Source organism: Devosia ginsengisoli, assembly GCF_007859655.1.
GTDB classification, from domain to species: Bacteria; Pseudomonadota; Alphaproteobacteria; order Rhizobiales; family Devosiaceae; genus Devosia; species Devosia ginsengisoli.
In genome coordinates this window covers 4,326,732-4,339,679 of record NZ_CP042304.1, presented here as the reverse complement: position 1 = coordinate 4,339,679, position 12,948 = coordinate 4,326,732, and the positions used below count along the sequence as shown (strand labels likewise).

Genomic DNA, 12,948 nt, shown 5'->3' with positions numbered 1-12,948 from the left:
GTAAGAGGAGAACACGCATGCGCCTGGTGCTATCGACCCTGAGCCTGCTCGCCCTGGCGCAACCCGCTTTGGCCCAGACGGTGCTGGAAACCGACTTCACCATTTCCGTGCCCACCACGCCGGGCCAGCCCGATGTCGTCGAAAGCACCACGCTGGTCCCACTGCTGGCAGACACCTGCTACAATTGGCACCTGCGGCTGGGCAAGGTGAAGGGTGCGGTGGAGATTGTGGAAATCCTCACCCTGCCCATCGCCGCGGACGACTGGGGCACGAGCGACAATACCGTTATCTCCGACGACCAGCGCACCGCCACCAGCACGATGAGCCTGACACCGGACGATGGCTGGATCGGCCACGGCTGGTGTGTCGTCGAAGGCGATCCAGCCGGCGACTATGTCATCGAGGTCAAGTCAGGTGACGAGGTGCTGCACCGGTTCGATTTCGAATTGCAGGAGATGTAGGGGATACGGCACATCCTCACCCACCCACGATCCCCCTCTCCCCTTGTGGGAGAGGGATAGGAAATCTGCGTTCAGCAGATTTTCGAGGGTGAGGGGTGCTGCGCTCGCCCATGCTTGGAAGCAATGGAATGGCTCGGGCCCCCTCATCCGCCCTTCGGGCACCTTCTCCCACGAGGGGAGAAGGGAAGAAGCGCTACCCCCGAAACTCATTTTCCCGAATGCTCTCCGCCTTCATCTCGATCGAAAACCCCGGCAGTTTCGGCGGCATATAGGCCGCATCCCTGATCTCGCACGGCTCGACGAAATGCTCGTGCAGGTGATCGACATATTCGATCACCCTGCCCTCCTTGGTCCCCGACACGACCAGATAGTCGATCATGCTCAGATGCTGCACATATTCGCACAGCCCCACCCCGCCGGCATGCGGCCACACTGGCAATCCATATTTCGCCGCCATCACCAGCACCGACAGCACTTCGTTCAGCCCGCCAATCCGGCAGGCATCGATCTGCACGATGTCGACCGCCCCATCCTTGATGAACTGCTTGAACAGGATGCGGTTCTGGCACATCTCCCCGGTCGCCACCTTGATCGGGGCAATGGCATCGCGGATCGCCCTGTGCCCTGACACATCATCCGGGCTGGTCGGCTCCTCGATGAAATAGGGGTTGAACTTCGCCAATGCCTTGACCCAGTCCACCGCTTCGCCGACTTCCCACACCTGGTTGGCGTCGATCATCAGCTTGCGGTCCGGCCCCATGATCTCGCGCACGATTTCGAGCCGCCTGATATCGTCGTCGAGATCGCGGCCCACCTTCATCTTGATGTGCTGGAAACCCTCCGCCACCGCCTCCTTGGCCAGCCGCGTCAGCTTCTCGTTGGAATAGCCCAGCCACCCTGCCGATGTGGTGTAGCACTGATAGCCTTCCGCCTTGAGCGTCGCGATCCGCTCGGCCTTGCCCGCCTCGGCCTTGCGGAAAATCGCCAGCGCTTCCTCCGGCGTGATGGCGTCGGTGAGGTAGCGGAAGTCAATAATGGATACGAGCTGCTCGGGCGTCATATCCGCCACCAACTGCCACACCGGCTGGCCCGCTTCCTTGCCCAGCAGGTCCCACACCGCATTGACCACAGCTCCGGTCGCCAGATGCATCGCCCCCTTGTCCGGCCCGATCCAGCGCAACTGGCTATCCCCCGTCACATGGCGCCAGAAGCGGCCGGGATCTTCGGCGATCCAGTCCAGCTCCAGCCCGACCACCCGGCTCTCCAGCGCCCTGATCGCCGCCACCACCACCTCGTTGCCGCGCCCGATGGTGAAGGTCAGGCCATGCCCCGCATGCGCCCCGTCGGTACCCAGGATCACATAGGCCGCCGAATAATCCGGGTCGGGATTCATCGCATCGGACCCATCCAGCGAAGCCGAAGTGGGAAAGCGGAGATCATGGGTGGAAAGAGCAGTGATCTTGGTCATGGCAAACTCGGCTGAACTGAAAAAGCGCTGTGCAGGGGTGCATTAAGCATTCGGATTAACGGGGACGGAGTCCCTGATATGGCAATATCTGATGGACCGGGGTGGACGACGGGGGCGGAGATGACGAACGAGGCTATTGGCCGGAGCTATCAGCGCTACTATGGCTGGCTGCTGAAGCTGGGCCTGGTGCGCTCTCTGATCGTGTGCACCTCGATCGCCACCATGACCTCCGTGCTGTGCACGGCTGCGGTCATGCTGCTGATGCCCGATTCCAGGGCCTATTTCTGGTACAACATGATCGTCGCCGTGGCCTCGCCGCTGCTCAGCGCGCCGGGCCTGGCGCTGATCGCCTTTGCCATGGTCTACAAGCTCGACGAGACCCAGACGGCGCTGACCCTGGCCGCAGAAACCGATGCGCTGACCGGCGTCGCCAATCGCCGCTATTTCATGGCGCAAGCCGAGCGGGCCTATGCCGATGCGCGGGCGACCGGCGCGGCCTTTGCCGTGGTCATGCTCGATATCGACCACTTCAAGGCGATCAACGACACGCATGGCCACGCCATTGGCGACGAGGTGCTGCTCAAGGTGGCACAGGCCTGTGCCCAGACGCTCCGGGCCAGCGATTGCTTCGCCCGCTTCGGCGGCGAGGAATTCGTCGCCCTGTTGCGGCTCACCGACGGGGCCGGCGCGGCGTCGATCGCCGAAACGCTGCGCAAGACCGTGGCGGGACTGGCCTTCGAGAGCCGGACGCCCCCTTCCGTCACCGTCAGCCTCGGGGTCTCCAGCTATCTGGCGAGCAGCGAAAGCCTGCATGATATCCTCAATAAAGCCGATCGGCAGCTCTATGCCGCCAAGGCTGCCGGCCGGAACAGGGTAATGACGGCAGCAAATGCCATGCGCCGGGCCTCCTGAAATCAGGCCGTCCAGCCGCCATCGATGATATGCACCTGGCCGGTCGTATAGGTCGCGCCGGCGAGATAAACCGCCAGGTCCGCCACCTCTTCCGGCTGCGCAATCCGCCCGATGGGCTGGCGTGCGATGAACGCCTTGCGGGCCGCCTCGACATCGCCGGTCGCCGCCCAGCGCTCATGCAGGCTCGGCGATTCCACCGTGCCCGGCGCGATAGCATTCACGCGGATGCCCTGGGTCGTATAGTCGGCCGCGATGGACTTGGTCAGCCCGATCACTGCCGCCTTGGAAATCGTATAGGCCGCCCGGTTGGGCACGCCCTTCACCGAACTGGCCACCGTCGCCATGTTGATGATGCAGCCATCCTTGCGCGCAAGCATCTGCGGCAGCACGGCCTTTATGGTGCGGATCTGCGCCCGCACATTGAGGTCGAGCGCAAAGTCCATGTCCGCGTCGCTCATCTCCAGCACCGTGCCGGAATGCACCACGCCGGCGCAGTTGAACAGCACGTCGATATGCCCGATCTCGGCCACTGCCTGGTTCACCGCCTCTGCCGACAGCACATCGAGACTGCGCGTCGTTACCCCGGCCATGCCGTCAAGCTCGGCGAGCTTGCCCGCATTGATATCGGTGGCGATCACTGTCGCCCCGGCTTTGGCAAAGGCGAGCACCGAAGCCCGGCCGATGCCCTGCGCGGCGGCGGTGATGAGGACGATTTTACCTGACAGATCGGCCATAGAATATTCCTGGTTGGATGGGCCGGGCGCATTCGCCCGGCCTGCGTTGCAAGATGCCCAAGCAGACCTCATCCTGAGCCTGTCGAAGGACGAGGTCGTGGCACCGTCTGTGGTACGCCCTCATGGTTCGACAAGCTCACCATGAGGGCTGTTGACGGTTCGGCGTCAGCCGGATCAGTCGTACAGAACGGCCGCGATTTCCGGGTCGTTCATGTTCTTGGCGTCGTAATAGTAGAAGCCGGTATCGATCACCGGAGGCAGGGTTTCGCCCTTGAGCGCGCTCACGGCGGCCTGCACGGTCTGGTAGCCGATGCCGACAGGGTTCTGGGTGATGGCGCCGGCCATCAGCCCGCTTTCGACCATGCCCTTCTGCGCCGCGCCCGAGTCGAAGCCGATGACCACGACATCGCTGCCCAGTTCCTGCTTGCCATTGGCAACGCCGATGGCCGAGCCTTCATTGGCACCGAAAATGCCCTTGAGGTCCGGATTGGCCAGCAGGATCGACTTGGTGATCTCGGTCGACTGCAGCTGGTCGCCGCCGCCATACTGCACCGACACCACTTCGATATTGGGATAGGCTTCCTTGATGCGGTTGACGAAGCCGTCGACACGGTCAATGCCGGTGCGGCTGGTCTGGTCATGGGCCACCACGGCCACCTTGCCTTCGCCGCCGATCAGCTCGGCCATCACATCGGCCGCCAGCGCGGCAGCCGCCACGTTGTCGGTGGTCGCCGTGGTCAGCGGGATGTCGCTGTCGACGCCCGAGTCGAAGGCGATGATCGGAATGCCGGCTTCCTGGGCCTGCTGCAGCAGCGGGGTGGCAGCCTGGCTGTCCAGCGCCGCAAAGCCGATGGCATCGGGTCCGCGCGACAGGGCGGCGGCCAGCATGTCCATCTGGCGGTCAACCTGGGTTTCGCTTTCCGGGCCTTCGAAGGTCACGTTGACGCCGAGATCGGCGGCGGCCTGGTCGGCACCGGCCTTCACGGCCTGCCAGAACTGGTGCTGGAAGCCCTTGGAGATCAGGGCGATGTCGTAGGCTTCCTGCGCCGAGGCAGCGCCACCGGCGGAGAGAAGTGCGAGCGCGCTGATGGCGCCAAGCAGGGTACGTCTAAGCATTATAGTCCTCCCATGGAGTTGAAAACTCGTCTGTTGCGAGGCGTTGCCGCCCTCTTGTTGATGCCCGGAGCGCGATGATCCTTTCCCGATCATCTCAGGGCACAGCGAAACCGGCGCCTATAATGTGCGGCGCCGCAGGATATCCGCGTAGACGGCCAGGATGATGATCGAGCCGGTCACGACCGTCTGCCATTCCTGGGCCACCGAAAGGATGCGCAGGCCATTGGCCAGCACCGAGATGATGAGCGCGCCGATCAACGTGCCGAGCACGGTGCCGCGTCCGCCCGAAAGCGAGGTGCCGCCAATGACCACGGCGGCAATGGCGTCGAGTTCGTAGCCCTGCCCCAGCGCCGGCTGCGCCGAATTGAGGCGGCTGGCGATCAGCAGGCCGGCGACGCCGCAGATGGAACCGGCCAGCGCATAGACCGCGATTTTCCAGCGATCGACATTGACGCCCGACAGGCGCACGGCCTCTTCATTGCTGCCCAGCGCGAAGGTGTAGCGGCCAAGCGCCGTCTTGCTCAGTACGAAGGCGGCGAAAATGGCCACGGCAAACAGGATGAGCACGCCATTGGGCAGCGGCACGGCGGGCAGGATCGCCTCCACCAGCGAGCCGCGGGCGATCTGGTCGAAGCCGGGCGTGTCGTTGAAATAGATCGGCCTTGTGCCGGAAATCACCAGCGACAGCCCCTTGAGGATCAGCATCATGCCGAGCGTGGCGATAAAGGGCGGCACCTTGAGCTTGGCGATGATGACGCCCGAAACCAGCCCGCAGCCCATGCCGGCCAGGATCGAGGCGAGCACGCCCAGCGGCAGCGGCAGGCCGAGATAGGTCAGCACCACGCCGGTAATGACCGCGCAGAAGGTCATCAGCGTACCCACGCTGAGGTCGATCCCCCCGGTGATGATGACCAGGGTCGCGGCAATGGCCAGCACGCCATTGACCGAGGTGGCCTGCAGGATGGCCAGCACATTCTGCGTCTGCATGAAATTGGGCGAGGCGAGGGAAAACACCACCACCAGCGCAATCAGCCCCGAAAAGGCGAGCAGCCGATGGAAAGCGCCGGAAATGCGGACGCCGGACTTGGCAGGAGTTGCTGCGGTATCGGTCATGAATTGTCTCCGGCTCCAGCGGTGGTGAGAGCGCAGCACCCCCACCCTTGATCCCTCCCCACAAGGGGGAGGGAGACGATGAACACAGGCGCCTCAGCCAGCGCCTCCCTCCCCTTGATGGGGAGGGATTGAGGGTGGGGTGGAGTCACATACGCCGTGCTTCGGATCACATCACCCCGCATGCCGCACCTCCATCGCCGCTTCGCGCTGCGTGGCCAGCCGCATGATCTCTTCCTGGCTCGACCCGCCCGGCAAAGTCCCGGTCAACCGCCCCTCGCACATCACGGCGATACGGTGGCTCAGCCGCAAAATCTCAGGCAGTTCCGACGAGATCACGATGATCGCCCGGCCCTGCTCGGCCAGCGCATTGAGCAGCTTGTAGATTTCCGCCTTGGCGCCGACATCGATGCCGCGCGTCGGCTCATCGAAGATCAGGATATCGCAGTCGCGCAGCAGCCATTTGGCGATGACCACCTTCTGCTGGTTGCCGCCGGAGAGCAGCCTTGCTTCCTGCGCATCACTGGGCGTCTTGATGGTCAGCTGGCGGATATATTTCTCCGCCGTCTCGTGCATGGCCCCATCATTGATGACGCCGCCTAGCCCGACAAAACGCTCGAGGCTCGCCAGCGCGATATTGTTGCGAATGTCCAGCCCGGTCGCGAGGCCGAAATGCTTGCGGTCTTCGCTGAGATAGCCGATCCCCGCCCGCACGGCGTCCTTGGGCGAGGATATGCCGACCCTGTTGCCATTGACCCAGATTTCGCCGCTGTCGCGCGGATCGGCGCCGAAAATGGCGCGAGCCACTTCCGTTCGCCCGGCGCCCATCAGTCCGGCCAGGCCGAGGATTTCGCCCTTGCGCACCATGAGGCTCACATCACGAATATCGCGGCCACGATTGAGCCCGCGCACTTCGAGCGCCACCGGATTGGCGGCGGTGTTGGGAATATCCAGTGCCTCGTTGCTCAGCGTGCGCCCCACCATCATCGAGATGATGGTTTCGATCGGCGTATCGGCCGCCGGCACGGTCCCGACATATTCGCCGTCGCGCATCACGGTCACCCGGTCCGAGATGCGTTTGATCTCGTCCATCTTGTGGGAGATGTAGACCACCCCGACACCCTCGGCCTTGAGCCGGTTGATGATGGTGAACAGTTCGGCGATCTCGGCATCGTTCAGTGCCGCCGTCGGCTCGTCCATGATCAGCACGCGCGACTTGTAGGAGAGCGCCTTGGCGATCTCGACCATCTGCTGCTTGGCAATGGTCAGGCTCTCCACCAGCACGGTGGGGCTCAGCCGCAAATTCATCGAATCGAAAATGGCCTGGGCGGCGCGGTTGAGCGCGCCTTCATCGAGCAGGCCGAAGCGCCGCGGCTCGCGGCCGATGAAAATGTTCTGCGCCGCCGTCAGGTCGCGCATCAGCGCCAGTTCCTGATGGATGATGCCGATGCCCATATCCTGCGCCTGGCGCGGCGAGGTGATCTCCACCTTCTGGCCGTTCAGGCGCACATCGCCGGCATCGCGGGAATAGACGCCCGAGAGGATTTTCATCAGCGTCGACTTGCCGGCGCCATTCTCGCCCATCAGGGCATGGACTTCCCCGGCCTTGAGCTCGAACCGGGCCTGCGACAGCGCGCGGACGCCGGGAAAGGACTTGTCGATACCGACCATGTCGACAAGCGGAGTCGAGGCCATATCGGCGCTCGACGACACTGCTGTCGGGGCTGGGGTCGGCATGCTGGATTTGTCCTCCCGCGCATTCTTGCGATGCGCCTGCAAACAATCTATTCATAAATGAAGCACGCTTGCAAGAGCTAACATGTCAGTTGGCGTGCAACGCAGAGTCACGCTTGGTGATGCTCAATGCTAACAGTCCGTTAGCATTAGGGACTGGGGGAGACCCATGGCAGACGACGCCAACGACCGCTATCGCGCCCCGGCGCTGGACAAGGGGCTCGATATTATCGAGCTGCTGGCCCGCACCGCCGACGGGCTGAGCCAGGCCGAAATCGCCAAGGCTCTCGAGCGTTCTCCCAACGAAATCTACCGCATGCTCGACCGGCTGGTGCGTCGCGACTATGTGCGCCGCACGCCGGAGGACCGCTACGAAATCACCCTCAAACTGTTCGAACTGGGCCATGCAAGGCCGCCTTTGCACCGCATGGTCAGCCAGGCCATGCCGGTGCTGCGCCATTTCGCGCTGCGGGCCGAGCAGGCCGTGCATATGGTGGTGCAGGATCGCAATATCCTGGTCGTCATCGCCCAGGTCGATGGGCCGGGCTACTGGAATGTCTCGATCCGCGTCGGCAGCCGCCTTGGCCTGGTCAATACCGGTTCGGGCCACGTCTTCCTCGCTTTCGCCACACCCGAGGAACGGGTGCTGATGCTCGAAGAACAGGACATGGGCAGCCCCGAAAAAATGCCCAAAGGCCTTGAAGCCCGGCTCGAAAGCGTGCGCGAACAAGGCTATGAAATGATGCCCAGCGCCCAGGTTGCCGGGGTTTCCAACCTCACCGTGCCGATTTTCGGTCCCCTGGGCACAGTCATCGCCGTCCTCACCTGCCCCTATACCCAGCGCCTCGACAAGCTCGACGCTCCCAACATGCCCAATGTATTGAAATTGCTGCAACAGGCAGGCAAAGAGGTCACGCAGCGTTCGGAGGAAAATTAGGCCATGCGTATCCTCGATACCCACCTGCACCTCATTTATCCCGATCGCTTCGCCTATCCCTGGCTGACCAATGCCCCCAAGATCAACAAGCCCTGGAGCCAGGAAGCCTATTTCGCCGAAGCCGTGCCGCTGGGCATAGAATCCGCCCTCCATATGGAGGTCGATGTCGCCGAAGCCGACATGCTGGCCGAAACCGAATTCGTGCTCACCCTGCCCCGCATTGCCGGCGCCATCGCCGCCTGCCGGCCCGAACATATGAATTTCGTCGACCAGATCGAGCAGCTCTCCGAGCACGCCCATGTCAAAGGGGTTCGTCGTATCCTGCACGAAGCCCCCGACGACCTCAGCCAGTCGGACCTGTTCATCGAGAATATCCGCCACCTGCCCGATTATGACCTGAGCTTCGATCTCTGCCTGCGCGCCGACCAGCTCCATCTCGGCGTCGACCTGGTGCAAAGGGCGCCCGACGTGACCTTCATCCTCGACCATTGCGGCAACCCCGACATCAAAGGCCTCGGCCTCGATCCGTGGCGCGCCTCGATCACCGAAATCGCCCGCAATCCCAATGTCGTCGGCAAGGTCTCGGGCCTGGTCAACCACTGCGACCCCGGCTGGCGCGCCGCGACGCTCCGCCCCTATGTCGAGCACATGATCGAGAGCTTCGGCTGGGACCGCGTGGTCTGGGGCAGCGACCATCCCGTCGCCACCACCACCGGCGGCACGCTCACTGACTGGGTCGCCGCGACCCGCGAGATCATCGGCGGCGCCAGCGAGGACGAACAATCCGCCCTGCTCCACCGCAATGCCGAGCGCATCTACAAGGTCTGACTTGAATCCGGTGCCATTGCGTGGAAGGCTCGCCCCAAACAGGAGAGCCCGAGCATGGCCAGCATCAGCCCCGACCGCATTGCCGTTTCCACCTGGTCGCTGCACCGCCTGCTCGGCGCCACCTACCCGCACGATCTGACCACCACCGAGATCGGGCCGGAGCAACAGACCTATGGCGAGGGCGAGGAATCGCTGCTCGGCCTGCCCTCGGTGCTGGCCAATCACGGCTATCACCGGCTCGAAATTGTCTCCTTCCACCTGCGCAGCCGCGACAAGGTCTATCTCGGCGAGCTGCGCGACCAGCTCAAACGCGCCAATGTCCGGCTGCAGACGCTGCTGATCGATGCCGGCGATATCAGCCATCCCGAGCATGGCGCGCGCGACCAGAAATGGATCGCCGGCTGGATCGAGATCGCCAACGAGCTGGGCGCCGAGCATGCCCGCATCATCGCCGGCAAGCAGAAGCCGACCCGCGATGCGCTCGATCGCTCGGTCAAGGCGTTGAATTCATTGGCCGATGGCAATGCCGGCTCCCCGGTCCGGCTGGTCACCGAGAACTGGTTCGACCTGCTGGCCGAACCGGCTCACGTCCACTACCTGCTCGACAAGCTGGACGGCCGCATCGGCCTGCTCGGCGATTTCGGCAATTGGGGCGGGGCCAACAAATATGCCGACCTCAAGTCGATCTTCGGCCGGGCCGAACTGTGCCACGCCAAGGCCAGCTTCATCGATGGCGACCTCGACGAAGCCGATTACGGCGCCTGCGTCACCCTGGCCGAGGAAGCCGGCTACAAGGGTCCCTATACGCTGATCTTCGACAGCGAAATCCCCGGCGAATGGCATGGTCTGGCCACCGAGCGCGACTTCATCACATCGCGCGACGTCTAGCCCGTTTAAGCCAGTTATTAAGGGAATTTCGCGCAGAGTGGGCCCATGTCCGCCCACAAGCCGAGCACCGTCGCGCCGACCATTCTCCGCTTCGAACGGATCGGTTCGATGCTGGCCCGGATCGTCGACAATGCCGCCGTCGGCATGGTCGTGTCCGAGATGGACGGCCGCATGGTCTATGCCAACCGCGCCTTTGTCGACTTGCTGGGCCACCGCGTCGATGAAACCGCCGATGACACCATCCTCGACCTGATCCACGACGACGACAGCGCCGCCGCAAGGCAGCGCCTGAGCCTGCTGATGCGCGGCGAGGCCGGCGAATATCGCGGCGAACATCGCTTCCGCCATGCCGATGGCGGCCCGCTCTGGGTCATGCTCGCCGCCTCGGTGCTGCATTCGGATGCGACCGGCCAGCCGCTCTATCTCATCACCCAGGTCACCAGCATCGAATTGCAGAAGCGGGCCGAAGAGGCTCTGGCCCATTCGGAAAGCCGCTGGAATTTCGCGCTGGAAAGCGCCCGCCAGGGCGTGTGGGACCACGATATCCGCACCGACACCATGTTCTATTCGCGCATGTGGCGCGTCATGCGCGGCATTCCGCCCGACGAGGATGTGGATGGCGACCAGCAGAAGTGGCTGGAACGCATCCATCCCGACGACCTCCAGCATGTGCTCGACAATGTCGACCGCCAGGACCAGGGCGACGCCAGTTTCGACGCGCTGGAATATCGCGAGCGCACCCGCGACGGCAGCTATGTCTGGATCCTCAGTCGCGGCAAGCCCGTGGAATGGGACGAGAACGGCAAGGCCGTGCGCACGCTGGGCACCGATACCGACATTACCCGGCTCAAGACCATCGAGCTGGAACTGGCGGCCGAGAAGGAGCGCCTGCGCGTCACCCTCGATTCCATCGCCGACGGCATGATCTCGACCGACGAGAATGGCCATGTGGTCTTCATGAATCCGGCGGCGGAACTGTTGACCGGCTACGCTTCGGCCGATGCCGTGGGACGGGAAGTCCGCGCCATCTTCCGGCTGCGCGACGGCGTCACCGGTGAAGTGCAGGAATGCCCCGTCGCCATATGCCTCGCCACCGATGAAGCGGCGCATCTCGACGATGACATGATCCTGGTCGGCAAGGCCGGCAGCGAGCGCGACATCCGCTGCACCGCCGCCCCGGTGCGCACGCCATCGGGCAAGCTGACCGGCGCCGTGCTGGTGTTCCAGGACGTGACGCAGAGCCGCGCCATGCAGCGGGAACTGGCCCATTCGGCCAGCCATGACGACCTGACCGGCCTGCCCAACCGCGCCGCCTTCGAGCGCGCGCTCAACAGCGCCATCGCTTCGGCCCAGGATGGCAGTCGCCGCCATTGCCTGCTCTATATCGACCTCGACCGCTTCAAGCCGGTCAACGACAATGCCGGCCACGCCGCCGGCGACGCCCTGCTCAAGCAGGTGGCCCAGACGATCAGAGGCTCCTGCCGCAGCCATGACGTAGCCGCCCGCATCGGCGGCGACGAATTCGCGGTGCTGCTCAGCGATTGCCCGCCCGAGGGCGGCCAGCGCATCGGCGACAAGATCGTCCGCGCCATCGGCGCGCTGGCCTTCACCTGGGCCGGGCGAACCTACCGCATCGGCGCCAGTGTGGGCATCGCCACCATCACCGAACACCCCGCCTCCCCGCTTGGCTTCATGGGCGAGGCCGATGCCGCCTGCTACGCCGCCAAGGCACGCGGACGAGGGATGGCGGTGGCGTTCGGGGATTTGTGAGGCAAGGCCAGCCTTGCGACTTTTTCTCTCCTCCAAGGATAGCGTTCCAGTCCGCATTAACGCGGCCGGACTCTTCCGGTTCAATTCATCGGCGCGCAGTGTGGAACTGAACCTAGGACCGAGTATTGAATCGGACGGTGACGACCACGCATCGAGAAATGGAGAGAAGCAGTGAACGAGATGACACTTCGTGTGACGTCCGCCGACGGTACGAGCATCGCCTACGACCGGAAAGGCACTGGCCCGGCGGTGATCCTCGTCGGCGGCACCCTAGACGACGGCGCTGAGAACGCGCCGCTGGCCCGGCTCCTTGCCGACCATTTCGCGGTCTACAATTACGCACGACGCGGCCGGGGCGCCAGCGGCAATACACCGCCGTACGCCTTGGCGCGGGAGGTGGAAGACCTCGACGCACTGATTGCGACAGCCGGCGGCTCAGCTCACGTGTACGGCGCCTCATCTGGCGGCGCCCTCGCGCTGGAGGCAGCAGCGGCAGGTTCGGCGATCGACAAGATCGCGGTATGGGATGTGCCGTACGTGATCGGGGACGACCTGTGGCCGAGGTTCAACCAGTACCTCGCGGACACCCACGAGGCATACAAAGCCGGCCGGGACGAGGAGCTCCTGGAACTGTTCATGAGGCTTACCGGCGGACCCGACGCGGACATCGCGGCTAGCAAACAGCACCCGTACTGGGCCCCGTCCGTCGCGCTCGCCCACACGCTCGTCAAGGACGCCGTGATTCTCAATGACTACAAGATCCCCACGAACCGATTTGCCCGCATCACTCAGTCGGTCCTGGTGACCACCGAGGGTCCGACCACCGAGCCCCAGTTCGCAGGCCTCCCGACCGACTTCTTCGACCGCGCCGCGAAAGCGATAACCGCTGCCATCCCCCAGACCGAACGACACACGCTCGACGGGCAGGGACACGTCGTCGGCCCCGAACTCATGGCCCGTGTACTGAAGACGTTCTTCAACCAGTAACCC

Annotated in this window: 12 protein-coding genes; 7 read left to right on the top strand and 5 right to left on the bottom strand. The window is 64.0% G+C overall.

Going from position 1 to position 12,948, the window contains the following annotated elements:
• Nucleotides 1-17: 17 nt before the first annotated feature.
• Nucleotides 18-461: a hypothetical protein gene (locus FPZ08_RS21140; protein WP_146292614.1), complete on the top strand. Its 444-nt coding sequence runs from the start codon at nucleotides 18-20 to the stop codon at nucleotides 459-461.
• A gap of 193 nt (nucleotides 462-654) precedes the next feature.
• Here FPZ08_RS21140 and FPZ08_RS21135 read toward each other — a convergent pair whose 3' ends face one another.
• The gene (locus tag FPZ08_RS21135) at nucleotides 655-1,929 is read right to left on the bottom strand and encodes an L-fuconate dehydratase (protein WP_146292612.1); all 1,275 of its coding nucleotides are present in this window, start codon (nucleotides 1,927-1,929) and stop codon (nucleotides 655-657) included.
• Between the two features lie 120 nt (nucleotides 1,930-2,049).
• On the opposite strand from FPZ08_RS21135, the gene FPZ08_RS21130 reads away from it, so the two are divergent.
• Nucleotides 2,050-2,841 (top strand): GGDEF domain-containing protein, encoded by a 792-nt coding sequence (locus FPZ08_RS21130; RefSeq protein ID WP_186767122.1) that lies wholly within the window; start codon nucleotides 2,050-2,052, stop codon nucleotides 2,839-2,841.
• A gap of 2 nt (nucleotides 2,842-2,843) precedes the next feature.
• Here the strand turns inward: FPZ08_RS21130 and FPZ08_RS21125 are convergent, their stop codons facing one another.
• The 4 genes from FPZ08_RS21125 to FPZ08_RS21110 form a co-directional block, all read right to left on the bottom strand.
• Nucleotides 2,844-3,575, bottom strand: coding sequence for an SDR family oxidoreductase (locus tag FPZ08_RS21125; RefSeq protein WP_146292608.1), 732 nt, complete (start codon nucleotides 3,573-3,575; stop codon nucleotides 2,844-2,846).
• 174 nt (nucleotides 3,576-3,749) lie between these two features.
• The gene (locus tag FPZ08_RS21120; protein WP_146292606.1) at nucleotides 3,750-4,691 is read right to left on the bottom strand and encodes an ABC transporter substrate-binding protein; all 942 of its coding nucleotides are present in this window, start codon (nucleotides 4,689-4,691) and stop codon (nucleotides 3,750-3,752) included.
• A gap of 117 nt (nucleotides 4,692-4,808) precedes the next feature.
• Complete coding sequence (locus FPZ08_RS21115) at nucleotides 4,809-5,804, bottom strand: ABC transporter permease (RefSeq protein ID WP_146292604.1); 996 nt, start codon at nucleotides 5,802-5,804, stop codon at nucleotides 4,809-4,811.
• A 171-nt stretch (nucleotides 5,805-5,975) separates the two neighbouring features.
• Nucleotides 5,976-7,538 (bottom strand): sugar ABC transporter ATP-binding protein, encoded by a 1,563-nt coding sequence (locus tag FPZ08_RS21110; RefSeq protein ID WP_246132748.1) that lies wholly within the window; start codon nucleotides 7,536-7,538, stop codon nucleotides 5,976-5,978.
• Between the two features lie 166 nt (nucleotides 7,539-7,704).
• Between FPZ08_RS21110 and FPZ08_RS21105 the strand changes: the two genes are divergently transcribed.
• The 5 genes from FPZ08_RS21105 to FPZ08_RS21085 all read left to right on the top strand — a co-directional run bounded on the left by FPZ08_RS21105 (nucleotide 7,705) and on the right by FPZ08_RS21085 (nucleotide 12,945).
• The gene (locus FPZ08_RS21105; protein ID WP_146292602.1) at nucleotides 7,705-8,472 is read left to right on the top strand and encodes an IclR family transcriptional regulator; all 768 of its coding nucleotides are present in this window, start codon (nucleotides 7,705-7,707) and stop codon (nucleotides 8,470-8,472) included.
• Nucleotides 8,473-8,475: 3 nt separating this feature from the next.
• The gene (locus FPZ08_RS21100; RefSeq protein WP_146292600.1) at nucleotides 8,476-9,300 is read left to right on the top strand and encodes an amidohydrolase family protein; all 825 of its coding nucleotides are present in this window, start codon (nucleotides 8,476-8,478) and stop codon (nucleotides 9,298-9,300) included.
• A gap of 54 nt (nucleotides 9,301-9,354) precedes the next feature.
• Nucleotides 9,355-10,188, top strand: a complete 834-nt coding sequence (locus FPZ08_RS21095; protein ID WP_146292598.1) for a sugar phosphate isomerase/epimerase family protein — start codon at nucleotides 9,355-9,357, stop codon at nucleotides 10,186-10,188.
• A 45-nt stretch (nucleotides 10,189-10,233) separates the two neighbouring features.
• Nucleotides 10,234-11,958: a PAS domain S-box protein gene (locus FPZ08_RS21090; protein ID WP_146292596.1), complete on the top strand. Its 1,725-nt coding sequence runs from the start codon at nucleotides 10,234-10,236 to the stop codon at nucleotides 11,956-11,958.
• Nucleotides 11,959-12,138: 180 nt separating this feature from the next.
• Entirely contained in the window at nucleotides 12,139-12,945 is an 807-nt protein-coding gene (locus tag FPZ08_RS21085; protein WP_186767334.1) for an alpha/beta fold hydrolase, read from the top strand.
• The last annotated feature ends 3 nt before the right edge of the window (nucleotides 12,946-12,948 follow it).

Excerpts from the sequence above, each read along its gene's own strand:
- FPZ08_RS21140 (WP_146292614.1), top strand. The coding sequence starts at position 18 with ATGCGCCTGGTGCTATCGACCCTGAGCCTGCTCGCCCTGGCGCAACCC.
- FPZ08_RS21085 (WP_186767334.1), top strand. The coding sequence starts at position 12,139 with ATGACACTTCGTGTGACGTCCGCCGACGGTACGAGCATCGCCTACGAC.
- FPZ08_RS21130 (WP_186767122.1), top strand. The coding sequence starts at position 2,050 with ATGACGAACGAGGCTATTGGCCGGAGCTATCAGCGCTACTATGGCTGG.
- FPZ08_RS21115 (WP_146292604.1), bottom strand. The coding sequence starts at position 5,804 with ATGACCGATACCGCAGCAACTCCTGCCAAGTCCGGCGTCCGCATTTCC.
- FPZ08_RS21105 (WP_146292602.1), top strand. The coding sequence starts at position 7,705 with ATGGCAGACGACGCCAACGACCGCTATCGCGCCCCGGCGCTGGACAAG.
- FPZ08_RS21135 (WP_146292612.1), bottom strand. The coding sequence starts at position 1,929 with ATGACCAAGATCACTGCTCTTTCCACCCATGATCTCCGCTTTCCCACT.
- FPZ08_RS21120 (WP_146292606.1), bottom strand. The coding sequence starts at position 4,691 with ATGCTTAGACGTACCCTGCTTGGCGCCATCAGCGCGCTCGCACTTCTC.
- FPZ08_RS21110 (WP_246132748.1), bottom strand. The coding sequence starts at position 7,538 with ATGCCGACCCCAGCCCCGACAGCAGTGTCGTCGAGCGCCGATATGGCC.
- FPZ08_RS21125 (WP_146292608.1), bottom strand. The coding sequence starts at position 3,575 with ATGGCCGATCTGTCAGGTAAAATCGTCCTCATCACCGCCGCCGCGCAG.
- FPZ08_RS21095 (WP_146292598.1), top strand. The coding sequence starts at position 9,355 with ATGGCCAGCATCAGCCCCGACCGCATTGCCGTTTCCACCTGGTCGCTG.
- FPZ08_RS21100 (WP_146292600.1), top strand. The coding sequence starts at position 8,476 with ATGCGTATCCTCGATACCCACCTGCACCTCATTTATCCCGATCGCTTC.
- FPZ08_RS21090 (WP_146292596.1), top strand. The coding sequence starts at position 10,234 with ATGTCCGCCCACAAGCCGAGCACCGTCGCGCCGACCATTCTCCGCTTC.